The organism is Aliiglaciecola sp. 3_MG-2023, from assembly GCF_030548205.1.
Lineage (GTDB): Bacteria > Pseudomonadota > Gammaproteobacteria > Enterobacterales > Alteromonadaceae > Aliiglaciecola.
In genome coordinates, this window is the sequence record NZ_JAUORV010000005.1 from 315,064 (window position 1) to 338,264 (window position 23,201).

20 protein-coding genes are annotated in these 23,201 nt (G+C 40.2%); 13 read left to right on the forward strand and 7 right to left on the reverse strand.

The window, feature by feature from the left end; translation table 11 throughout:
• Position 1: 1 nt before the first annotated feature.
• The 10 genes from wzy to Q4574_RS08050 all read left to right on the forward strand — a co-directional run bounded on the left by wzy (position 2) and on the right by Q4574_RS08050 (position 10,388).
• Positions 2 to 1,375: an O-antigen polysaccharide polymerase Wzy gene (gene wzy, locus Q4574_RS08005; protein WP_303473327.1), complete on the forward strand. Its 1,374-nt coding sequence runs from the start codon at positions 2 to 4 to the stop codon at positions 1,373 to 1,375.
• A complete protein-coding gene (locus Q4574_RS08010) occupies positions 1,372 to 1,872 on the forward strand; it encodes a DapH/DapD/GlmU-related protein (protein ID WP_303473329.1) in 501 nt (166 codons plus the stop codon). The genes wzy and Q4574_RS08010 overlap by 4 nt, the downstream gene beginning before the upstream one ends.
• Positions 1,869 to 2,939, forward strand: a complete 1,071-nt coding sequence (locus Q4574_RS08015; RefSeq protein WP_303473332.1) for a glycosyltransferase — start codon at positions 1,869 to 1,871, stop codon at positions 2,937 to 2,939. Before Q4574_RS08010 ends, Q4574_RS08015 begins: the two co-directional genes overlap by 4 nt.
• On the forward strand, positions 2,929 to 3,729 hold the full coding sequence (locus Q4574_RS08020; RefSeq protein ID WP_303473334.1) for a sulfotransferase domain-containing protein: 801 nt from the start codon (positions 2,929 to 2,931) through the stop codon (positions 3,727 to 3,729). The genes Q4574_RS08015 and Q4574_RS08020 overlap by 11 nt, the downstream gene beginning before the upstream one ends.
• On the forward strand, positions 3,726 to 4,823 hold the full coding sequence (locus Q4574_RS08025; RefSeq protein ID WP_303473336.1) for a glycosyltransferase family 4 protein: 1,098 nt from the start codon (positions 3,726 to 3,728) through the stop codon (positions 4,821 to 4,823). The genes Q4574_RS08020 and Q4574_RS08025 overlap by 4 nt, the downstream gene beginning before the upstream one ends.
• Positions 4,804 to 5,373, forward strand: a complete 570-nt coding sequence (locus tag Q4574_RS08030) for a putative colanic acid biosynthesis acetyltransferase (RefSeq protein ID WP_303473338.1) — start codon at positions 4,804 to 4,806, stop codon at positions 5,371 to 5,373. Before Q4574_RS08025 ends, Q4574_RS08030 begins: the two co-directional genes overlap by 20 nt.
• 430 nt (positions 5,374 to 5,803) lie before the next feature.
• On the forward strand, positions 5,804 to 7,051 hold the full coding sequence (locus Q4574_RS08035) for a WcaI family glycosyltransferase (RefSeq protein WP_303473340.1): 1,248 nt from the start codon (positions 5,804 to 5,806) through the stop codon (positions 7,049 to 7,051).
• Positions 7,048 to 8,169: a GDP-mannose 4,6-dehydratase gene (gene gmd / locus Q4574_RS08040; RefSeq protein WP_303473342.1), complete on the forward strand. Its 1,122-nt coding sequence runs from the start codon at positions 7,048 to 7,050 to the stop codon at positions 8,167 to 8,169. Before Q4574_RS08035 ends, gmd begins: the two co-directional genes overlap by 4 nt.
• Before the next feature lie 781 nt (positions 8,170 to 8,950).
• Positions 8,951 to 9,910 (forward strand): GDP-L-fucose synthase, encoded by a 960-nt coding sequence (locus tag Q4574_RS08045; protein WP_303473344.1) that lies wholly within the window; start codon positions 8,951 to 8,953, stop codon positions 9,908 to 9,910.
• 25 nt (positions 9,911 to 9,935) lie between these two features.
• Entirely contained in the window at positions 9,936 to 10,388 is a 453-nt protein-coding gene (locus Q4574_RS08050) for a GDP-mannose mannosyl hydrolase (protein ID WP_303473346.1), read from the forward strand.
• Positions 10,389 to 10,670: 282 nt separating this feature from the next.
• On the opposite strand, the gene Q4574_RS08055 is transcribed toward Q4574_RS08050, so the two are convergent.
• The 7 genes from Q4574_RS08055 to Q4574_RS08085 form a co-directional block, all read right to left on the reverse strand.
• Positions 10,671 to 11,783: a nucleotidyltransferase family protein gene (locus Q4574_RS08055; RefSeq protein WP_303473349.1), complete on the reverse strand. Its 1,113-nt coding sequence runs from the start codon at positions 11,781 to 11,783 to the stop codon at positions 10,671 to 10,673.
• Positions 11,776 to 13,176 carry an O-antigen ligase gene (locus tag Q4574_RS08060; RefSeq protein WP_303473352.1) on the reverse strand — a complete coding sequence of 467 codons (1,401 nt, stop codon included), beginning with the start codon at positions 13,174 to 13,176 and terminating at the stop codon, positions 11,776 to 11,778. Before Q4574_RS08060 ends, Q4574_RS08055 begins: the two co-directional genes overlap by 8 nt.
• Entirely contained in the window at positions 13,173 to 13,886 is a 714-nt protein-coding gene (locus Q4574_RS08065; RefSeq protein WP_303473354.1) for a hypothetical protein, read from the reverse strand. Before Q4574_RS08065 ends, Q4574_RS08060 begins: the two co-directional genes overlap by 4 nt.
• A gap of 53 nt (positions 13,887 to 13,939) precedes the next feature.
• Positions 13,940 to 14,692: a tyrosine-protein phosphatase gene (locus Q4574_RS08070; protein WP_303473356.1), complete on the reverse strand. Its 753-nt coding sequence runs from the start codon at positions 14,690 to 14,692 to the stop codon at positions 13,940 to 13,942.
• Between the two features lie 27 nt (positions 14,693 to 14,719).
• Positions 14,720 to 16,960, reverse strand: coding sequence for a polysaccharide biosynthesis tyrosine autokinase (locus tag Q4574_RS08075; protein WP_303473358.1), 2,241 nt, complete (start codon positions 16,958 to 16,960; stop codon positions 14,720 to 14,722).
• Positions 16,961 to 17,085: 125 nt separating this feature from the next.
• The gene (locus Q4574_RS08080; RefSeq protein WP_303473360.1) at positions 17,086 to 17,640 is read right to left on the reverse strand and encodes a polysaccharide biosynthesis/export family protein; all 555 of its coding nucleotides are present in this window, start codon (positions 17,638 to 17,640) and stop codon (positions 17,086 to 17,088) included.
• A gap of 32 nt (positions 17,641 to 17,672) precedes the next feature.
• Complete coding sequence (locus Q4574_RS08085) at positions 17,673 to 18,860, reverse strand: outer membrane beta-barrel protein (protein ID WP_303473361.1); 1,188 nt, start codon at positions 18,858 to 18,860, stop codon at positions 17,673 to 17,675.
• A 322-nt stretch (positions 18,861 to 19,182) separates the two neighbouring features.
• On the opposite strand from Q4574_RS08085, the gene Q4574_RS08090 reads away from it, so the two are divergent.
• The 3 genes from Q4574_RS08090 to Q4574_RS08100 form a co-directional block, all read left to right on the forward strand.
• On the forward strand, positions 19,183 to 19,605 hold the full coding sequence (locus tag Q4574_RS08090) for a hypothetical protein (protein ID WP_303473364.1): 423 nt from the start codon (positions 19,183 to 19,185) through the stop codon (positions 19,603 to 19,605).
• A gap of 465 nt (positions 19,606 to 20,070) precedes the next feature.
• Positions 20,071 to 21,477 (forward strand): TolC family protein, encoded by a 1,407-nt coding sequence (locus Q4574_RS08095; protein WP_303473366.1) that lies wholly within the window; start codon positions 20,071 to 20,073, stop codon positions 21,475 to 21,477.
• Positions 21,477 to 23,201: efflux RND transporter periplasmic adaptor subunit (locus tag Q4574_RS08100; RefSeq protein WP_303473369.1), on the forward strand; the 1,725-nt coding region annotated here is incomplete at its 3' end. The genes Q4574_RS08095 and Q4574_RS08100, both read left to right, overlap by 1 nt.

The window sequence follows — 23,201 nt, forward strand, 5'->3', positions numbered from 1 at the left end:
TATGGTTATTTTATTAATTTTATTGACGGTTAATTTTGTTACCTTTTATTTTGTTGGTTATGGCGTTTCCGAATACATAGTCTATTCATCAAGTATTATGTTTGGTCTACTATTTATAGCTTTTGCAAAGAATCGTTTCACAGTATTTAAAGCAATTGATACTAAAATCAATGTGCTTGTTTTGTTTACAATATTTTACTTTATATTATTTTATTTGCCCTATCTTACATATTCGTTTGGTTTATCTGACATTTATTACAGTCCGTTTTTTTCTCATACATTTGTAGAGCACTCTAATAAAGCTATTATTCTATCTAATATTGGGTACCTTAGTTTTTTAATAGGAAGAGAAATCCTGCCCAATAAAAGCGCAGATTTAAGTCCAGAGAACCAAAGGGATTATAGTTTTTTTGTTACCTCTGTAATTTACATTTTTTTTTCATTGATATTAATCAATCTTCTAGCAACTCTTCCAAAGATGATTCAGGGGGCATATTCCGGTTCTGATGTTGGAAGTAGTACGGAAAATGGACTTTATTTTTTGTTAAACCATTTTTCACTTTTAGTCGCGGCTATATTTATCGCTAAGAAAGCTCTCGGCCAAAAAATTTCAAAATTACTTATGATTTCTATTTTAGTGGTCTTATTTTGGTGTTTGGTTCTTTTGGTATTAGGAGACCGTAATACTTTCTTTATTCACGGTATAGTTTTACTTGGGGGTTATTTTACATTCTGTCGCAGAATCTCTTATGTGGGCCTTGCTGCAACAGTATTCGTTGGTATTGCATTATATGGAGTAATTGAACAAAGCAGAAAACTCGAAGAGCGTTCTTTTTCTTCTATAGCTTCTTCAATATCAGACTCGGAAGATAACAAAAGCTCTTTTTTCGAAGGGTCATTGAATAACACTACTATTTCTCTAAGAGCTTCAATTTCATATTTGGAAAAAACAGATGAAAGCTTTCAGGGAAAATTTAAAGCAATAGGACTATTGGGTGTAATACCGCTCGTTCGCGGAATGATTGTTGATCCTAATGACCCCTTTACCAATAGTGCAGAAGTTAATACAACAGAAATTCTTGGTGCAAACGCTACTTGGAGTGTTGGGACTAATATAGTATCTGATTCTTATTTAGACTTTGGAGTATATGGGGTAGTCATATTGTTATTCATTGTCGGGCTCTTTACAAAATTTGTTGAAAATGGTGTTCGCCAAAACCATGGCGATCTTCAATATATTGTAATTTACTTATTCTCTTTGGCATTGATCAGTGAGTTACCACGTTATGCTTTTTCCTTTCCAATCAGAAATTTAGTTTGGTTATTTCTACTATTTTTTATATACAAGAAGTTTTTTAAGGTTACAAGAAAATGATTAGACGACTATTTATCTACATATATAAATCACTAAATCCCCTAGGTTACGCTAAGAAGATTGGTGTTCAATTTGGTGATGGGTGTCGGCTAATAAAAGTTGATTTCAGTACTGAACCATACTTGATAAAAATGGGCAATCACGTTAGTGCTACAAAAGTTAGGTTTGAGACACATGATGGCGGTGTTTGGGTATTCCGAAATGAATTACCTAAACTAGATGTCATAAAAGGAATTAATATAGGGGATAACGTTTTTTTAGGTTATGGAGCGGTAATAATGCCTGGTATTACAATTGGCAGTAATGTAGTTGTTGGTGCTTATTCAGTCGTTACTAAAGATCTTGAAGCCGGTTATGTCTATGGTGGCGTGCCAGCCAGAAAAATTAAGTCCTTAAATGAATATAAGAAAAAAGTTATTTCCACGGGAGTTGAAACCAAGCAACTTGAGGAAAGCGAGAAACGCGAATACCTACTTTCTTTGAGCATACAAAAATGAAGAAAAAAATTTACTTTCTAATTAATGGTTTTGGTAAAGGGGGAGCACAAAGACAATGTGTTTATTTGCTTAATCAACTTCAAAAAAATTTGGAGTTGGAAGTACACCTTATTTATTTTTATGAAGGATTTTATTTTCACCTATTAGAAACAGAAGGGCTCATTCTTCATAAAATAAATTATTCAAGTTTCTATGACCCCAGAAACATTGCACGAATAAGTAGCATTTTACCTAACGACAAAGTTATTTTATTTTCTTGGTTAAGATCTTCTGATTTCTATGCTTATTTCTTAAAAAAAATTAAGAGTAACATTTTGTGGATTATGGCAGAAAGAAACTCTAAATATCCTGATAGTTTTTTATTCAACTTGAGAAAGAAATTTGCTAAAAAAGCAAATCATATAATTACAAACTCTGAAAAAGGTGCATCTTACTGGTGTGAAAATAGAATACAAAATGTGAAAATTAGTTTAATAGAAAATGCATTTATTCAAGAAAAAGGAAAAAACGACTATTTTAATGATGACAAATGCAACATCGTGTACGCAGGCAGGCTTGAAGAGCAAAAGAATATTATAAGAACAGCGGAGTTTTTATCCAAATACGTGAGTAAACGTAAGTCAGTGAACTTACATATTTTTGGAGAAGGAAGCCAAGAGGACGTTGTAAAGGAAATCTTTTCGGAATACTTGGGAAGCCAAGTTTTTATGAAACCATTTGAAGAAAAAATAAGCGATATCTTTACATCAACAGATGTATTCATATCATTGAGTAAATATGAGGGTATGCCCAACTCGGTGGTAGAAAATGCAGCATTAGGTAATAAGATGCTGCTTAGCGATATTGACGAACATAAAAATATTGTCGGACGGAAATACAAATATTTGTTACCTATCGAATTTGACATAAACGAATCTTGTTTAATGTTAGATAACCTCATATCTGCTCCGGTGGAAAGTATTAAATTTGAGCACATTGAGGAGATAATGGCGAAGTGCACATTAGAAAAAGTTGCAAACCAATACTTTAATATATTTTGTAAGGTGCTCAATAATTATGATAATTGAAAAAATAGAGAAATGTCTGAGGTCCCGTTGGGAGGTACCGGCTAAACAAAATACTAATGCAGTTTTACTTGCGTCTTTTCCTAAGTCTGGGAATACTTGGTTGAGATTTGTTTTTTCTAATGTCCTTGCAGAAAAGACAAACTTTCCTCAAGAGGTAAACTTCGACAATATACAATTACTGGCCCCTGAAGTTAGGGGAAATAGAAACTTAGACAATGCAATTTTTTCAAATGAATGCCCTACATTTCTGAAAACACATTTTTATAACACTCGTAAGTGTAAAGAATATAAATCTGTAGTCTTATTTCGAGAGCCACAAAAAGCGCTCGTATCTTACTATAAATATATGATTAATGAGCAAGGAAAGAGTTATAGCTCTTTTGAAAGGTTTTTAAATTCATCGAGAGTCGGTATCGATTATTGGTCGTTGTTTCATCGTAGTTGGCTTAGTTCCGAAAACACTATTTTTGTTTCTTATGATGATCTCATTAAAAATCAATTTGTAGGTATTACCCAAATATTAGATTTGCTTGGGTATCAAATCGAAGAAACAATTATTAGTAATAGTTTACTTTTATCTTCTCGTAAAAATATGGCGAAGTTAGAATCGTTGTACGGTGATCCTAATAAAAAAAATACAGACTTTAAATTTGTTTCTAATAATGAAAATAGATACGCAGAGCTATTTAAGGAAAACCCAGAATTGGCGCGAAAAGTTAAAAGTCTTACACCAATTTACGATGCTTTGCTGGCAAGAAAGATTGAAATTTCAGAGGCAGGGGAATCGTGATTGCATTGCTTGACCGAGCCAAACCGATACATGGTATGTCAAATATAAATGAATCGATACTCAAAGAGTTAGGACGGTTTAAACATGTTTATGTCTTAAATACGGTACCTTCCTACGCCGCATCTTTATTCCCTGGAAAGTTGTGGGTACTTATGAAAATATTCCATACAATTGTCGCTTATTTTCGGCTATTGATTACTCTGATTTTTAGTAAGCACAAAACAATATATCGTCCAATCAATGGTGGTTCAGGTCAGATATTTGACGTTGTATTTTTTGCAATTTGTAAAGCTTTCAATTCACACTTTTATATCCATCATCATTCGTTCAATTACCTCAATAACAAAAGTAGATTGTTTACTATTTTGAATAGCCTCTTGGGTGACAAAACTGTTCACGTCGCTCTAGGTGCCAAAATGAAGGAAAAACTTATAGAGCTTTATGCTATTCCTGAAAATAATATTGTGGTGTTATCCAATCTAGCCTTTTTTCCTAAATCAGTAGAGTCGAGCGTTACCAAAAGTAATAGAAAATTAGTGATAGGGCATCTTGCTAATTTGAGTATCGATAAAGGTTTAGATATTTTTATCGATGTTTGTAAAGCGCTCAAAGAAGCAGGCGTTGATTTTCATGCGAGGGTGGCTGGGCCCTTCTCAACTGAAGCAGAAAAAATTCTTTTAGATAGAGCATTAAACGATTTGAAAGAGATAGAGTATGTTGGTTCTGTTTACGGACATGAGAAACAAAAATTTTTTCAATCATTAGATTGTTTCGTATTTCCGTCGAAATATCAAAATGAAGCTGAACCACTTGTATTGTATGAAGCAGCTCAATTTGGTGGACTCTTAATTGGTTCTCAAAGGGGGTGTATGAAAGATGTAATTGATTGTTTCGGTGGGTTTTCTTTTGAAGAAAATAAAAACTTAGCCGAAGAAATTGTTCTTTCAATCCTAAATGCTCAAGAATGTAACTTGTTTGCTAATGAAGCGCGTTTGGCTAGAATAAATCTGTTTAACAAGCAAAAAGAAGTTACAGATGGAACCCTTAGTCAACTTATTAATGGAATGATGCAAGATGAGATACCAGAAGCTTAGTCGTTTTCGAGTACCTGCAGGCTTCCGAGGCCGAAACGCAATTTGGGTGCAATTATGGTGGATAGTGCAATCAAGCTTATTTGCGTGGTCCCCACAGTTTGCCTACAAATGGCGAAATTGGCTGCTTCGTTTATTTGGAGCAAAAATTGGTACTGGAGTTGTGATTCGACCCACGGTAAAAATAACATATCCTTGGAAATTAACTATCGGGGATTATGCGTGGGTTGGTGATGAAGCAGAGCTTTATACTCTAGGTGAAATTACAATTGGTAATAATGCTGTGGTTTCGCAAAAGTGCTATCTCTGTACCGGTTCCCATGACTTTGAAGTGGAAACCTTTGATATCTATGCTAAACCCATAGTAATTGAGCCTGAAGCTTGGTTAGCTACGGATGTATTTGTTGCTCCTGGTATAACTATTGGTGAAGGGGCTTTAATTGGCGCTCGTAGCTCTGTTTTTGAAAATATGCCAAGCGGAATGATTTGTTTAGGTTACCCAGCAAAGCCCATTAAAAAGAGGCCAATATCTAATAAGTTAAATACTAACTAGCTTTTAAATATAAAACTATAAAAAGAAAGTTAAAATCACCATTTTAAAGCAATGTAATGGCTATCAACTAAGTTGAACATTTATGGTGCAATTATTGGTTTGGATGTCATTTAATGAGACAATATTAGTGATGTACTTACTTAGGTTAACCACGCATAAATATTGATTAACCTAAGACATTAAATTCTCAGTTTCTCTTCTAATTCCCAATGAATCTTAGATTTAGAGGCGTTATTTTATATTGGATAAAGTGTTCTTAGAAACGTTGATTGCATTAATTTTAAAAACTTAAAATTATTGAAATAATATACTAGTAAATTTTAGTTTACTGGTAAGGGACTTGCATATAGCTTGCTCAATAGCAAACAAGGGATGATGAAGGCGTGAGACTGCTGAGAAAAATAGATAGGGATATAGCTTGAAGCTGCTTTTGAAAAGTTTAAATTATGCCCCGGAGTTAACCGGAATTGGCAAATACAATGGTGAAATGTGTGAAGCGTTTGCAGAACGAGGCTTAGGTGTAACCGCGGTTGTGGCGCCGCCCTATTATCCTGAATGGAAAATTCATGATGGTTACCGTAAGTTTCTATACCAAACCGAAACTAAAAATGAAGTAGAACTCATTCGATGCCCTTTATATGTCCCTAAGAAAGTCACCACCATTAGACGCTTGCTGCATTTAGCTACTTTTGCTTTTAGCTCCGGTTTGGCACTTTTTAGTCGTCTTTTTAGAAAGCCGGACGTGATTGTTTTGGTTCAACCTACTTTATTCTGTGCGCCTTTAACGTTGTTGTATGCCAAATTAACAAGGACTAAAACCGTCTTACATATTCAAGATTATGAAGTGGATGCTATCTTTGGACTTGGATTAATGGGAGAGGGGAAAGCAGCCAGTGTAGCTAAAAAAATAGAACGTTGGTTGATGGCTGGGTTTGATGCAATCTCTACCATTTCTTTTAGTATGATTGATAACGCTAAAAGCAAAGGAGTACCTGATGATAAGTTGATTCATTTTCCTAATTGGTCGGATACATCTTTTGTTACTCCTGAAACTGATGGCTCTGCATTGCGTGAAGAGTGGGGATTTAGCAAAGAAGATAAAGTTTTTCTCTACGCTGGTAATTTAGGTGCTAAACAAGGTTTAGAAGTCGTATTAGAAGCCGCTGGGCGTTTAAAAGACAACCCTCACATCAAATTTGTATTTGTAGGGGCGGGTGCCAATGTTGATAACCTCAAAAAATTAGCTTATCAACAAAACTTAAGCAACGTGTATTTTAAACCGCTACAACCTTGGGAACTTGTTCCACAAATGCTGGCAATGGCTGATATTCATTTGGTCATTCAGAAAAAAGGCGCAGCTGATGCGGTTTTACCGTCAAAATTAACCAATATTCTGTCTGCTGGTGGGCATGCTATTGTCACCGCGGAAGAACATACAGAGTTGGGGCGCATTGAGCAGCAACAACCTGGGATCTATGAGTGTATTGAACCTGAAAGTGCTGATACACTTGTAGCATCAATCAAAAATGCTATTCAAAAAGATACGAATAAGCACAATAAGGTGGCGCGTCAGTTTGCGTTATCTTATTTAGATAAAAATACCATCATTGATAATTTTTTAAATAAACTAGTAAAAATAACGGAATCGGATTCGGATTTTGTAAAGGAAATAAAATGACAAAAAAAGTCGCATTAGTAACTGGGGTTACAGGTCAAGACGGTTCTTACCTGGCTGAGTTCTTATTAGAAAAAGGTTATGAAGTTCACGGTATCAAACGTCGTGCTTCATTGTTTAATACTCAGCGTGTAGATCATATTTATGAAGATCCACATGTTGAAAATGCTAACTTCAAGTTACATTACGGCGACTTATCTGACTCGTCTAACTTAATCCGCATTATGCGTGAAGTTGAACCTGATGAAGTCTACAACTTGGGTGCTCAGTCTCACGTTGCTGTTTCATTTGAAGCGCCAGAATATACTGCTGACGTAGATGCTTTAGGTACTTTGCGTCTGTTAGAAGCGATTCGTTTCTTAGGTTTAGAAAAGAAAACTAAATTTTACCAAGCCTCTACGTCAGAGCTTTACGGTGAAGTACAAGAGATTCCACAAAAAGAAACCACACCATTCCACCCACGCTCTCCTTATGCCGTGGCTAAAATGTACGCTTACTGGATAGCAGTAAACTACCGTGAATCTTATGGTATTTATGCCTGTAACGGTATTTTGTTTAACCATGAGTCTCCGCGCCGTGGTGAAACCTTTGTAACCCGTAAAATTACTCGTGCTATTGCGAACATTGCCCAAGGTTTAGAAAAGTGCTTGTTCCTAGGAAATATGGATGCATTACGTGATTGGGGTCATGCAAAAGACTACGTTCGTATGCAATGGATGATGTTGCAACAAGACAAGCCTGAAGATTTTGTTATCGCTACCGGTAAACAAATTTCAGTTCGTGAATTTGTGCGTATGTCTGCTGCAGAAGCGGGTATTAGCCTTGAGTTTAGCGGCGAAGGTGTGGATGAAATAGCGACCGTAACGGCTGTTAGCGGTGATGATGCACCAGGTGTAAGCGTAGGTGATGTAATTGTTAAAGTTGATCCGCGTTACTTCCGTCCTGCAGAGGTTGAAACCCTATTGGGCGACCCAACCAAAGCCAAAGAAAAACTAGGCTGGGTACCTGAGATCACAGTAGAAGAAATGTGTGCAGAAATGGTGCGCAATGATTTGGACAAAGCCAAGCAACATGCCTTGTTGAAAGAACACGGCTATTCGTTAGCAGTATCTAGAGAATAGTAAGGCAAAACTCCTTGTAGGCTCGGGCTTTAGCCCGGGCGAAAATTGCATTACCGAAGCTGTTTTTGATATTGGTACTCCATGGGCTAAAGCCCATGCTACAAAAAGAAACGGACGAAAATTCGTTGTAGGCTCGGGCTTTAGTCCGGGTGAAAATTGCAATAGCGAAGCTGTTTTTGATATTGGTGTTCCATGGGCTAAAGCCCATGCTACAAAATGAAACGGATAAGAATTCGTTGTAGGCTCGGGCTTTAGTCCGAGTGAAATATTTCAAATGCCGGTATTGTTTTTGATATTGGCGTTCCATGGGCTAAAGCCCATGCTACAAAATGAAACGGATTAAAATTCGTTGTAGGCTCGGGCTTCAGTCTGGGTGAAAATTACATTACCGAAGCTGTTTTTGATATCGGTATTCCATGGGCTAAAGCCCATGCTACAAAATAAAAGCGGATTAAAATTCGTTGTAGGCTCGGGCTTTAGCCCGGGTGGAATTGCATTACCGAAGCTGTTTTTGAAATCGGTGTTCCATGGGCTAAAGCCCATGCTACAAAATGAAACGGATTAAAATTCGTTGTAGGCTCGGGCTTCAGCCCGGGTGAAATATTTCAAATGCCGGTATTGTTTTTGATCTCGATATTCCATGGGCTAAAGCCCATGCTACAAAATAAAAACGGCCGAAAATTCGTTGTAGGCTCGGGCTTCAGCCCGGGCAGTATTATCGCCTTTTGTATACCGAGGGTTTATCTCGGTGAAATGACTATTATTTAAAGAGTAAATCAACATGAAAAAAGTTTTTGTTGCAGGCCACAGAGGCATGGTGGGTTCCGCCATCGTTCGTCAGCTGACAAAACAAGGTGATGTGGAAATTGTCACCAAAACTCGCAAAGAGCTAGATTTGACTAGCCAAGCCGAAGTCAGCGAGTTTTTTGCTAAAGAAAACATCGAACAAGTGTATTTAGCTGCAGCAAAAGTCGGTGGTATCATTGCTAACAACACTTACCCTGCTGAATTTATTTATGAAAACCTGATGATCCAATGCAACATTATTCATAGTGCCCACGTAGCTGGTGTGCAAGACTTATTGTTTTTAGGTTCCTCTTGTATTTATCCTAAATTGGCTGAACAGCCAATGTCAGAAGATGCGCTGCTTACCGGTACACTTGAACCAACTAACGAGCCTTATGCCATTGCTAAAATCGCCGGCATTAAACTGTGTGAGTCATACAATCGCCAATATGGCCGTAACTACCGTTCAGTCATGCCTACCAACCTGTACGGTGAAAACGATAATTTCCACCCTGAAAATTCTCATGTTATTCCGGCTCTTATTCGCCGTTTCCATGAAGCGAAATTGGAAGGTAAACCTGAAGTCGTAGCTTGGGGCAGTGGTAAGCCAATGCGTGAGTTTTTGCATGTGGATGATATGGCCGCAGCGTCTATTTATGTTATGCAATTAGACAACGCTACTTACGAAGCGAATACTCAGCCAATGCTTAGTCACATTAATGTGGGAACAGGTGTTGATTGCACTATTCGTGAATTAGTTGAGACAGTCGCTAAGGTAACTGGCTATGAAGGTGATATTAGCTTTGATGCGTCTAAACCCGATGGTGCACCACGTAAACTGATGAACGTATCACGCTTAAAAGATTTAGGTTGGCAGTACAGCATTTCATTAGAAGAAGGGTTAGCCAGTACTTATGAATGGTTCTTGGCAAACCAGGATAGTTTTAGAAAATAAGTTTAGTATTAAATAAGAAACCAATATGTTTTTAGATAAACCAACCTTTAGCACTGTCATTGCCAGCACTCCGCTGGTATCTATTGATTTGGTGATCACCAATGAAAACAATGAAGCGCTGCTTGGCCAGCGCTTAAATCGCCCTGCTAAAGGTTATTGGTTTGTGCCTGGCGGGCGAATCCTAAAAGATGAATCGCTGGCCAGTGCGTTTCAACGTCTAACTCAAGAAGAGTTAGGTGAAGCTTTCACCATGGATCAAGCCACTCTGCTCGGCCCATATGACCATTTTTACCAAGATAATGTGTTTGGGGATGAATTTACCACCCATTATGTAGCTATTGCCTACAAGTTAAAATTAACCAACCCATTAAAAAACCTGCCGTTAGATAAACAGCATGGCAGTTATCAGTGGATGCCAATCTCCGAATTGTTAAACAACGATGCCGTGCATAAACATACCAAATGGTATTTTATGTAGCATGGTCTTCAGACCATGTTGGTATTTCATAATCCGCCCAATGTAGCATGGGCTTCAGCCCATGGAATCTATGAATAATTCTTGCGGGGCTAAAGCACCCGCCTACAGGTTGTGAACGTATGACGTTGTAGCATGGGCTTCAGGCCATGGAATATATGAATAATTCTTGCGGGGCTAAAGCACCCGCCTACAGGTTGTGAACGAATCACGTTGTAGCATGGGTTTCAGCCCATGGAATGTATGAACGGTTCTTGCTGGACTAAAGCACCCGACTACAGGTGTTTAATTGACTAGGTGCTTGATAACACCGCCGATCAAACGGCGAATGTAAAAAAATGGCATTAAATAACCCGGCTGTTTTCCGTATTTTTGATAAACTTCTTGCGCTGGTGGAAATACCATTTCTTTTATAAATAACCATTTTTCGCGAACACTTCTGCGCTGTTTCAATGAACGCCAAAACTGGTTAGACCGACTGTCCACCCTTATCAGGTAATCTAATTCAGCGTTTGTAGTTGCACCATTCAGTGTTTCTAACACGTTTTTAAGACTAGCATCCTCGAAGTGCTGGTTGGCTAGATCGAGGGCAAACTTTGCTAGTGTGCCAAGTCCCTTCTCATCAACACATTGACGAAAATGAGCTTTTTCAGAATGGGTCATTTGTCGACAAAGTAGCAGCAAGTCATATAACCAAATCAACTTCACCGCATCACCCACATTGCGGTGATGAAGAAGATGCACTATTGCGTGTATTAGCCCGTGAGATTTACACACTAGAGGAATGTTCCTTAGCGTTTTGGTATCCGCAGCGTCGGCTAATTCATCAAACTTGAGAATGTTTTCTACTCCAAGTTCATTACTTAATCGCAGATGAATATCAAAATCAACGTTTACTCCAGGACTTAAGGTTTTACGCATTGAAAATTGGTTGATAATAGCTGTAGGGTTCCACCCTCTTGGATTAGCAAATCCCATCGACTCAAATGCTGCAACAACAGAGTTTTTATCATCGGTATCGATGATAATGTCCACATCGGCTTTGGTTCGTAATAAGGAATTGGAATAAACAGCGTGACCAAGGGCGTATCCTTTAAGTACCACAAATTGAACCCCAGATTCGGTAAGCTGCATTAAAGTTTGATGGAACTGTTGCTCTAACAATTGATTGCGTAAGCTTTGGTGCATTTGATAATTGATTAAAGAAGCAAAAAACGTTTTTTTAAGCTTATGATGTTCGAGTACTTGAGCAAGCAACGCGGCCACACCATGTTCAATGGCTATGTCGGTTAGCGCTTGCGCATCTTGCATACCTATTGATTGCAAGCTTGTAAGATCTGCAAGAATCAACTTACTAAGCTGTACTAGCTTTGGTGTTGTTTGGGGTGCGTTAAGCACTGGCGCTCCCCCTGCGTTTAGAAGGTTCAACTAACCTTAATCCAATGGCTAACAAGGTAAAAAACAGCGCGGATAAGTAAAAAGTAGCAACGTTATAATCGAAGCTTGAATGCAATAACAACATTAACAAGGATGCTTGGCAGCCCATTAACAGCCCTTGTTGGGTACTCGATTTGCCCATGAATACTTTTTTCAGCATAAGTAAAATTGCAATACTAAATATCAAGATCCCGACGATACCCTGGGTCGCGAGGGTTTCAAGGTAGTCGTTATGAGCTCGTTTCGACATTTCACTGTTACCCAATGACTCAGGTTTATAATGATGTTGAATTAGCGGATAAGTGCCAGGGCCACTACCAAATAGCGGGAAATCAGCTATCACACTTAAAGCGACGCTGTGTAAGTTAGAGCGTGAGCTATCACTAAAACCATATTTTTCGAATCGCTCGAAGGAATTGGAATTCACAAAAATCAGTCCAAGCACCACAATTACGCCAAAAATAGATAAAAGTGACTTTCGTTTATTAAGCTTCTGTTGTTGCCAAAATATATAGCGTGCACATATTCCACAGATAACCAGCATAAATACCAAGTTACCACCTCTAGAGTCGGTTTTGGTTAGTACGAAAAACAGTAACAGTGCGATGCAAAGATAGACAAATATTCGCGAGCAGATGATATAAATCAGCGCCCGTGATAAACGATTATGTTGCCAATTTTTCTTTCGCTTTTTTAGGACATCAAAAGTTAATCCAAGGGCCAGAGGAATGCTCATCGCTAAATAGATGGCATATTGGTTTTTGTAACTAAAGGTGCCCCGTATCACCTTGTTCCAATCGGAATCCCAAGGTGGTATGGCCTTTGAAAGTTGGTATTGTCCCCCAGTGTAATGGTTTACTAGGGAATACAGCGCGGTAGCTGAGGCAACAATTAACAAGCAATACACTAATTTGCTTAATCGCTGTGGCCGTTTTAAAAGTACGTAGGTGAGCAAAAACAGCATCACTAAGGTGGTGAGTTCGAACCACTCGATAGAAGAGGTGCTAGTAGATAAACTAAGGTATCCGTAATCTGTATTCGTATTAAGTTGGTAATAATATGCGCTTTGCGGGCTAATTATCGATAATAATTCCATGGGGATTGGAATTAAATAGATACCCAAATACAGCAACCACAACAACAAAACCAATAGTGGTTTTTGTACCTGCTTAGTCTCCGCAAAAAATTGAGCTTTCCCCAAGACTAAAAAAACTAACCCAATGGTGGTGATTATCGCGATTAAGGAAAGCTCCCAAACCAGTTCAGCTCCGTGTAACCAAGGTGAAACAACGTGTACAGCCAGTAAACATAAAAATGCGCTAGCTGTTAACCAAGTGCTTATGTGTGTTTTCATTGTTGCAGTATCCGCTGTATACGGTCGTTATACCGCGATTTAGCGATCAATCCATGAAATGGCTCAATATTATCGAATTTACGCATATTCATAGCAGCTAACCGTGACATATGGAGTTCATTCAGTGCGGCATGGAGCATATTATTAGCAAGAGCCTTATTCTTCAGAGATAAAGTTGCCCAATGCTCTATAAGTAAAGGAACAAGACGGATCTGGTTCGTCCTTTCGAATGGGCCCAAAGTTAGTGTTTTTGTCAGAGCTGATTGATCTTCCCAATTGTAGTTTTCGTTGTTGACTTTGGATTGTGCAAGTAAAGTCCAACCTAAATAATCTGACGGTGCCTCTTGGGTCAATCGCAAGGCATAGTGTTCTGCTGATATTAAGTTACTTTCGGGGTGCTCCAATAAAGCTAAAGTTAGATAGAGTCGGCTATATAGCTCATTGATTTTCGTAGTATCTCTTAAGCTGATAGGTAAAAATGCCAGTTTTTCTGCGCGCTCTAAACGAGATATAATTGTCAGCGCTTGTGCAGCGTCCACTGGCTGTTTTTTATTTTCCCACTGACTAATTGTTTGTTCCGGTTTTACAATCAGAATGGATGAGATAAAAAACTGACAGGCGAGAATGAGGACAAAACTTAAAAAAACAATACATGCTAGTTTGCTGATTTTAGCTAGTTTGTTGGTGGAATGCTTAGACGAACTAGTCATGATTGAATTCACTGCAATTTAGAGAGATAAAATAATTTATTGGCTGTGAGCCACTAAAAAATAGCATCTACATTACTAAGTCGAGTTTCATTACCGTCGAAAAGGGATTGTGGATTATTTAACACTAGGTTATTGAGCTTATCTTGGCCAATAATCGCTGGTAAATCTGCAATACTAGGTTTTAAATCCGGCGCACGCCCTTTCAAATTATGGCAATCAGAAGCGATAGCAAAGGCTTTATCTTGTTCAACTAATTCTAATGCCATCTGCTTAACATCATCACCAAACTTACCGGTTAAACTGCTGGCGGTAATTTGTAGTGGGCAACCCATATCGGTAAAAATTTGTAATTTATGAGGATGGTTTAAAAAGGTTTTGTTCCGCTCAGGGTGCACTATGATGGGAATAATGTCTTTTTGCAGTAGCCAGCGGACTAAATTATCGCTGCCATGGGGCACATCGATGCGGGGAAATTCCAATAAGAAAGTTTTACTGCCCTGATAAGTGCCCAGCCAAGGAATTTGGTCTTGTTGCACCAGTTGCATAAGCTCAGTGCCAATTCGGATCTCGGCACCTAAGCGTAATTCAATATCAATATTGGCATCAATAACCTGTTGTTGAAATTGCGCAAAACGATTGATTAAATCGGCTTTGGTATTTTCATAACGACCATAATGAATGTGTGGGGTGAGCACTTGAGTTTTCACCCCCTGATCCACAGCCATTTTTAACATGTCCAGCGCTTCAGCCAGAGTTTTTGCTCCGTCATCTACTCCCGGTAATATATGGCTGTGAATATCTATCATAGCTGGTGTTCCTTCAACCTATACTGCTCAGCTTTTAACGTTTTCAGGTTGAACCACAGTACCGTAATATTCACCTGAATAATAATGATCACCGTAGTAACTCATCTTCTGAGGTTCGGCCACTGTCAGCACTGCGCCTATAACGTTGGCATGTAGCTTCTGCAAACGTTTAACCGCTTCTTTAGATACTTTAATTTTAGTCTCTTCTGCTCGTACTGCGACTATCACACCATCAACTTTAGTCCCTACAATGCAGGCATCGCTTACTGGTAAAGTGGGGGGCCCATCTAATATAATGTGATCGAAGTGGGTTTTTAACGACTGCAAGGCTTTAGCAAACTTTTCTGAAGACAACAGTTCAATAGGGTTGTGTGGAATAGTCCCGCAAGGCATTACATTGAACTGTTTATTGTCGGTAGGATTAACAATGCAATCAGCGAAATTCACAGTTCCAGCTAGAAGATCCGTTAATCCATGGCGAGATTGGATTTTAAGGTTTTTTGCAATGCTCGGCTTACGTAAATCCACTTCTAACAACAGCGTTTTGCCAATTTGGCTATAGGCCGCCGCTAAATTCATAGCTAAAGTCGATTTACCTTCAGAGCCGGTAGCTGAGGTAACCAATAAGATTTTAGGCGGATTATCAATATTCGAAAACTGCAATCCGGTACGTATACTGTTAATGCTCTCAGCAAAAACAGAGCGGGTATCCTGAGAGTACTCCATTTCTGGAATAGTGTGAGTATCTTTTTTCTTCAAGGCCATGGTAATGCCCAGCGCTGGAATATTTAGATTTTCTTCCAGTGCATCTGGTGTGCGATAAGTATTGTGTAGTGCCTCTTTTACAAAGGCTAATACCACGCCAAAAAACACGCCCATAAACACTGACAAGGCTAAAATCAACTTAACATTAGGTTTAATAGGGAAACTAGGTACAGTTGCTGTATCTATTACTTGTACATTAGAGGCAGTAAAGTCACCGCGAATATTGGTTTCCATCAAGCGATTAATAAATGACTCATAGATACGGCGGTTATTCTCCACTTCACGTTCCAAGGAAGTAAGAGTGAAGTTTGAACCTTGCAACGATTGAATTTCATCTTTTTCATTGCTAATTAACCGTTGAATATTGTTAACTTGCTGGCTCGCTAGTCGGTAATCACTTTCAATGCGATCAACAATTTTAGCAATTTCGCGAGATAAACTATCGCGCACACTTTTCAGTTCAGTACGGGCTGATATCATTTTAGGGTGTTTTTCTTTATAACGCTCAAACAGTTCATCTACTTTACTTTGCAATCTGGCTTCTTCTTTCACCAAGTCACTAGCGGTTTTATTTTGTAACACAGGCCCTAGTGAATAAAATGCTTTGGAATCAGGTTTTACACCTTCCACCTGTCTATATAGCTCTTCTGCAGTACTGAGTTCAGTTTGTGCGCTGATTAACTGGTTATTTAACGATTGTAAGCGCGAGTTTGAATCCCGCTGTTGCAAGGAGCTATCGACAATGCCTTGCTGCAGTCTAAATTGACGCAGCTTCTCTTCAGAGGCACTTAACTGCGCTTTTAGCTCTGATGATTGTTCCGACAGCCATTTTTCAGTATTTTTCACATCACCCAAGCGGGACTCTAAACCAAACTGAATATAAGCTTCACCCAAAGCATTAATAATATCGGTAGCTAACTGTGGATCATCCGACTGATAACTAATATTGATAATTTGGCTTTGTTTACCACCACTCACCTTTAGCCCTGCTTGAATGTCTGCAGCCAACTTTACCTTAATGTCGTGGTCAGAGCGTTTTTTAGCAGGAGCGGCACTCTCATCCTTGCCAAAAAGTGCAGCGATTTCTTGTTTTATTTCAGTAATGGTGGCCGATAATCCACTGGCTTTTTTGCCTTTATTTGCTAGTTGTTCTTTTTTGTATTTTTCTACCAGATCAAGTTTGTCGACAACGGTTTCGGCAATGGCTCTAGATTGTAAGATTTCATACTGAGTTTCATAAAACAAAAATACTAAGGCCGAAGCTATATATTGCTCTTCTCTTGCAGCATTAGGTTGCTGGGGATCTGCGAGTATTTTTGAGCTAGCTTGATAAATGGGCGTTGCGGTAGCCGCAATATAACCACCAATTAACAGACAAACCAAAGTCACTGCAGCAATTAACCATTTGGCGCGTTTAATGGTGCGCCAGTACTGGCTCAAGTCTAACGTCTCTTCGGCGCTATCGTTAGTTAAAGTGGGGTTCAAGCCTTGTTGTGATGTCATTTTTTCACTGTTCCATTTCTATTGCGCTTATTTTGCGCTACCTATCATCTTTGCTATATTCAAAACGCTACTATTGTGACTATTGCTCATGAAGCTAATGGCTGCTGAGCTTTAACATATAGTGCTTAGAAAAAGCTTTCTTCCACTGTAATTACATCGCCCGGTTTAACCGTGGCATTTAAATCGACTTTTTTTCGTTCGCTATGCTGGGCTTGGTTTAACAAGTAAATATTGCTTTTTGATGCCCGCTCAGTAAACCCACCTGCAATAGTTACTGCAATTTGTACCGTCATCTTGGTTCTAAACGGGTAGCTTCCTGGTTTTTTCACTTCACCATTAATGTAAAACGGGCGGTATTCGGCAATACTTACTGACACGCTGGGCTTTTTCAGGTAGTCGTCACCAAATAGCTTAGTCAACAAGGCTTCCACTTCAGGTACGGTTTTGCCTTGCACTACTACTTGGCCCAACAGTGGCACAGATATAGTGCCTTCATCGGTTATTTGCGCTTCTTTTAGGCCTAATTCTGGCTCATCAAATACCGTGACAGATATGGAATCACCGGTTGATAATCGATAGGTAGTGTCGGTGTCACTTGTATTTTCAACGCTTTGTGCAAACACATTTACACTAAGTGCTGTCCATAAAATGCCAATGAACAAAAGAATACGTTTTTTCACTTAATAGTTCCTTTTCAAAATCTGTAAATTGACTAATCGATTAACCAGTCAATGCCTAACATATAAATATTTGAGTCATAATCAAAAAGCACAAATTCAGAGCTGCGTTTTTTATTAGTGTAATCGGCATAGACTTCTAAATTGCGTTTAATCGAATAAGTGTACTTAGCCTCTATGCCACTTAAACTGTCCTTTCTAGAAAGGGTGCTTCCAAGATCGTCTTTACGGTAACGATAACTAATACTGATTTTACTTTTCGCGCTAAATTTATGGTCGAGCCCAATAGAATAGCTTTCACTGATGAAGCTAGGTAACCCTTCTACTGCACTTTCTCTAGTGGAACGATCTGCCCCTAACTTTATGCTTGAATAGGTATTGGGTTTCCAAACCATATCTAGATAATAAGCTAGACCAGATATATCATCGTAAATTTCGTTGTCATAATTTATGTCTTGATAACCGACTTTGAAAATACCAGTAGATTTAGCCGTAGCTGTCCACTCTACACCCATCAAATATCGATTTTGGCTAGCTGAGAGGTCAAAAAACACGGTGTTTTCATAACTTAGGTCGTCTAAGCTGGCTTCCAATAAAAGTCGGGTTTTAGGCGCTAATCGATAGAAAAATGTACCCGTTAATCGATTCGAATCGTAATCCCGAAACGATTGGCTATTGTTATCATATCGACGTTTATCTAAATCGTAAGCAACTCGTATTTGCCCTATACTTTTTTGTGTACCATAGGTTCCTGCAGCTTTTAACGAAGATGATGAAACTTCGGTAAACTCATCCAGTACACTGGTCGCTGCATTAGTTACGCCTGGCTCTTCTATTTTATTTGAGTAGCCCAAGGTTAATTCTGATGTGAACTTAGCAGTGTGTTTATACTGACCTTTCAAAGATGCCTCATGTTCGGCATAACTTAGGTCGCTCAAATCATTATATTGACGATAATTGCCCTTATATTGTGCATCGAGTTGCACAGACTCATAAAGCTCGGTCAATTTTAGTGCAGGGGCAAGTTGCAAAAACTGATCAGATAGTTCTTCTGAGCTACGAAAAATGTTGTCATCATGGCCAATATTAGCGCCAATGACCGCTGAAAAACCTTCGTGCTGTTGCGCATAGGCGGAATTGAAACACGCCGAAACAATAAGCATCAAAATAAGCTTGGGGAAGGATTTCTGTGAACCAGAAATCATATTGTTAAAGTTAATCATACAGCTCTTTCCATAAACTCCGGTCTTCCTCTCATCGGCCGTAAAACGTGCTTTTAGAGAGAATTCCTGCATCACCACAACTAAGCAAGTCGATTAACGCATAATTGCTGGGGAAAATAGCAAACCTCGACGCAAAAATATAGATTAATTGGTAATTAAATTTTTGTGACTTAATCCACATTATTGTTCGTTCAATGGGCAATTTACCCTTCAGTCGTGCAAAAGATATGCACATTTCGCACCAAGGCTATTCTTTTTTTGTGGGTAGCATTCTTCATTCGCTGGGTTTATGATACTGGAGATACTTCATTTAGGTTTATTCATGGTGAAACAACTTGTAACCCCGTTAATGATAATTGCCTTGCTTTTCAGCCAAGGGGTTTCTGCGTTGGTGGCGGTTTGTGACATGGAAAATATGCCTGAAATGAATCATATTGCTGATGTCTCTGATCCTATTATGGTGCAACAACAGGATTCACATCGTGGAATGCAGCATGGTAGCGATGAAGGTGAGCTAGTTGCGCAGATTCCGGTCTTAGATGAAGCCCAGTATCACAGCATGCAATCAAGCCAAGATTGCTGTAACCAAACCTGCGATTGCGAACACGGCACTGCGTTTTCAGCAGCGTTGGTAGTGGCCAATCCATTTCCATATTCGCTGATAAACCATACCGATGTTATCGCCGAGCAATTCAGGGCCCTCGACGCCCACACCTCAAATTTAATCAAACCCCCGATTATTTAATACCCCAAAATAGATCCGCCGTTTTTTCGTCGCACGGGCTTTTCGTATGCCCGTGTAGCATGGCCTTTAGGCCATGGAAAACCCCATGGATACGAATGTGTAGGTTCTTATCCTTTTCGCGGGGCCCGTAGCATGGCCTTTAGGCCATGGAGAAAAACCATGGATACGAATGTGAGATTTTTATCATTTTCGCGGGGCCCTGTAGCATGGCCTTTAGGCCATGGAAAAACCCCATGGATACGAATGTGTAGGTTTTTATAATTTTCGCGGGGCTAAAGCACCCGCCTACAGGTTGGGATTTGCGATTTGTTTCGCGGGGCTAAAGCCGCCGCCTACAGGTTGGGATTTGCGATTTGTTTCGCGGGGCTAAAGCACCCGCCTACAGGTTGGGATTTGCGATTTGTTTTGCGGGGCTAAAGCCGCCGCCTACAGGTTTTGGAATTACATTATGAATAGAGTTTTGACATGTTTAAGCTTAATTATCTAACCCAGATTTTAATTGCAGGTGCTTTTGTGTTTGCGCTGCCTGCGGCTCAGGCTAATCTTGAGGCTGCCGAACGGCAACTGACCTTGCATGATGCGGTGCAGTTGGCCATCGATAATGATCCTTGGCAAAGCGGCAATCAATTAAAACGTCAGGCTTTGGAGTCGCAAAGCTATGCGGCTGATACCTTGCCCGATCCGGTTTTATCTATGGGCTTGCTGAATTTGCCAACCAACGGATTTGCATTCGATCAAGAGGCGATGACGCAGCTTAAGGTTGGTATTGCGCAACAGTTTCCCCGTGGTGATAGTCGTGGAATTCGCAAACGTCAGCTTCAGCAACTTGCGGCTAAACATCCGTTTCTGGCGCAAGATCGCTCAGCGCAAATCGCGGTGACAGTTTCGCAGTTATGGCTCGATGGTTATGGGGCGCAACAAAGCATTCAATTGCTAAAACAAGAAAGTCGTCTTTTTGAACAATTGGCGCAAACAGTTGAATCTCAGTACGCCTCTGGACAAAAGCGTACTCGCCAAGAAGATGTGATACGCGCCAATCTTGAGCTCGCTCGTCTACAAGACCGCTTAACCCAATTACAGAGTGATAAAGAGACAGCCACAGCAGCGTTATATCAGTGGATAGCAAATGAGCATTTTGACCAGAGCAATGTCAGCGCTTTCGATTTTGCATTAAATCAGGCGGTCAGTAATGAAGCCGAGACCAATCAAGCCGAGACAGCCATGTTTCCCGCTATGACAGAGTTTGTATCTGCCCCCTTTGATCGGCAACGTTATGGACAGCTCCTTGGCAAACATCCTGCGGTGCTGGCGTTACAGCAAACCATTCTGGCTGGACAGGTTGGAGTTGAACTAGAGCAGCAAAAATATCAGCCGCAATGGGGCGTGAATGCCAGTTATGCCATGCGAGCAGACGATCAGGCGGGGCAAAGCCGTGCGGATTTCTTTTCTGTTGGTGTGTCTGTGGATTTGCCGCTGTTTACCAATCAGCGTCAAGACAAAGCCGTGCAGGCAGCAAAATACCAAGCTGAATCTTTAAAAACTGAAAAACGTCTGTTGTTGCGCAATATGTTTTCGCAACTTGAATCTTTGCTTTCCCAGCGCCAGCGACTTGCAGATAGGTTAGCGAATTATGACGCGTCCATTTTACCGCAAATGCACGAACAGGCCGAAGCTGAATTGACTGCCTACACCAGTAACAGCGGAGATTTTGGGGAAGTGATGCGAGCTCGAATCGCTGAGCTAAATAGCCGCTTAGAGCGCATATTAATCGCCACTAAAAAACAAAAAGTAAATGCTCACTTACAGTATTTTCTTATACAGGCTAGACCCAGTGACAACCAGCAATCAAAACTGGTTTTAGGAGAACAGTAATGAATCAAACCAACAATCAATCCACAAATAGCAAATCGCAATTAACACCCGTACTTTATTTAGTTGCCGGTTTGTTAGGTGGAGCGCTGTTAACGGGGTTGTATTTCAACTTTAGCGGTCACGGTCAATCAGCATCAGCTAAACAGGATACAAATGTTGAAGCAGATGAAGCGCCGCTTTACTGGGTAGCGCCTATGGATCCTAACTTCAAACGCGATCAACCTGGCAAGTCACCCATGGGAATGGATTTAGTGCCGGTATATGCCAACAATAATTCGACGAATAACGATAGCCCAGGCACGGTTTCTATTGCTCCGAACATTGTCAATAATTTAGGAGTGCGCACCGCCAAAGTAGCGTACAGCAGCATGCATGTGCCGATACAAACAATTGGCTATGTTGGCTATAACCAAGATAGATTAATTCATATTCATGCTCGTGCCCAAGGTTGGGTAGATAAACTTTATGTTACCGCCTCTGGCGAGCCGGTGGAAAAAGACCAGCCTTTATACGCCCTTTATTCCCCCGAGCTGGTTAATGCTCAAGAAGAATATTTACTTGCGGTAAATCGAGGTAATAGCGCACTCACCAATGCTGCGCTATCGCGCTTAGTGGCGCTGCAAATGCCCAAACAAGCCATTCAAACACTCAAGCAGACACAAAAAGTACTGCAAACCGTGGAGTTTCGTTCACCCCAAGCTGGAGTGGTGGATAACTTAAATATTCGAGAAGGCTTTTTTGTGAATCCCGAGCGCACCCTGATGTCGATAGCGTCGCTTGACGATGTGTGGGTAGAAACTGAGGTTTTTGAGCGTTTGGCAGGGCAAGTGGAAGTTGGATTGCCGGTAACCATGAGTTTGGATTACCTTCCTGGTGAAAGCTGGCAAGGTGTAGTGGATTATATTTATCCTACATTGAATGAACAAACGCGCACCCTTCGTGCCCGATTAAGGTTCAGCAATAGCCAGCAAAAACTCAAACCCAATATGTTTGCCCAAGTGGTGATCCATACTAAACCCAGCGCGCGCAGTTTATGGGTTCCTAGCGAAGCGGTGATCCGCACCCGCGCACAAAACCGCGTAGTGCTCGCGTTAGGCGATGGCCAATTTAAATCCGTAGAGGTAAAACTCGGCACAGTAGCTCATGGACAGGCACAAATTCTCGATGGATTAGAACAGGGCGATACCATCGTCACCTCAGCACAATTCTTACTGGACTCCGAAAGCAGCATCAATTCAGACTTTTCACGAATGACGGCACTCTCGAATAAACAAGAAGCAGATAAACAGGACAGCCATGCTAACCACGAGAGCATGGACCACAGCAACATGGACCACAGCAACATGGATCACGGCAACATGGACAGTCATGATATGACGGGCATGGATAAACAGGACAGCCATGCTAATCACGAGGGCATGGACCACAGCAATATGGATCACAGCAACATGGACAGCCATGATATGTCGGACATGGATAAACAGGACAGCCATGCTAATCACGAGAGCATGGACCACAGCAATATGAACCACGGCAACATGGACAGTCATGATATGTCGAGCATGGATAAGCAGGACAGCCATGCTAATCACGAGGGCATGGACCACAGCAACATGGACCACGGCAACATGGACAGCCACGATATGTCGGGCATGGATAAACAGGACAGCCATGCTAATCACGAGGGCATGGACCACAGCAATATGGATCACAGCAACATGGAC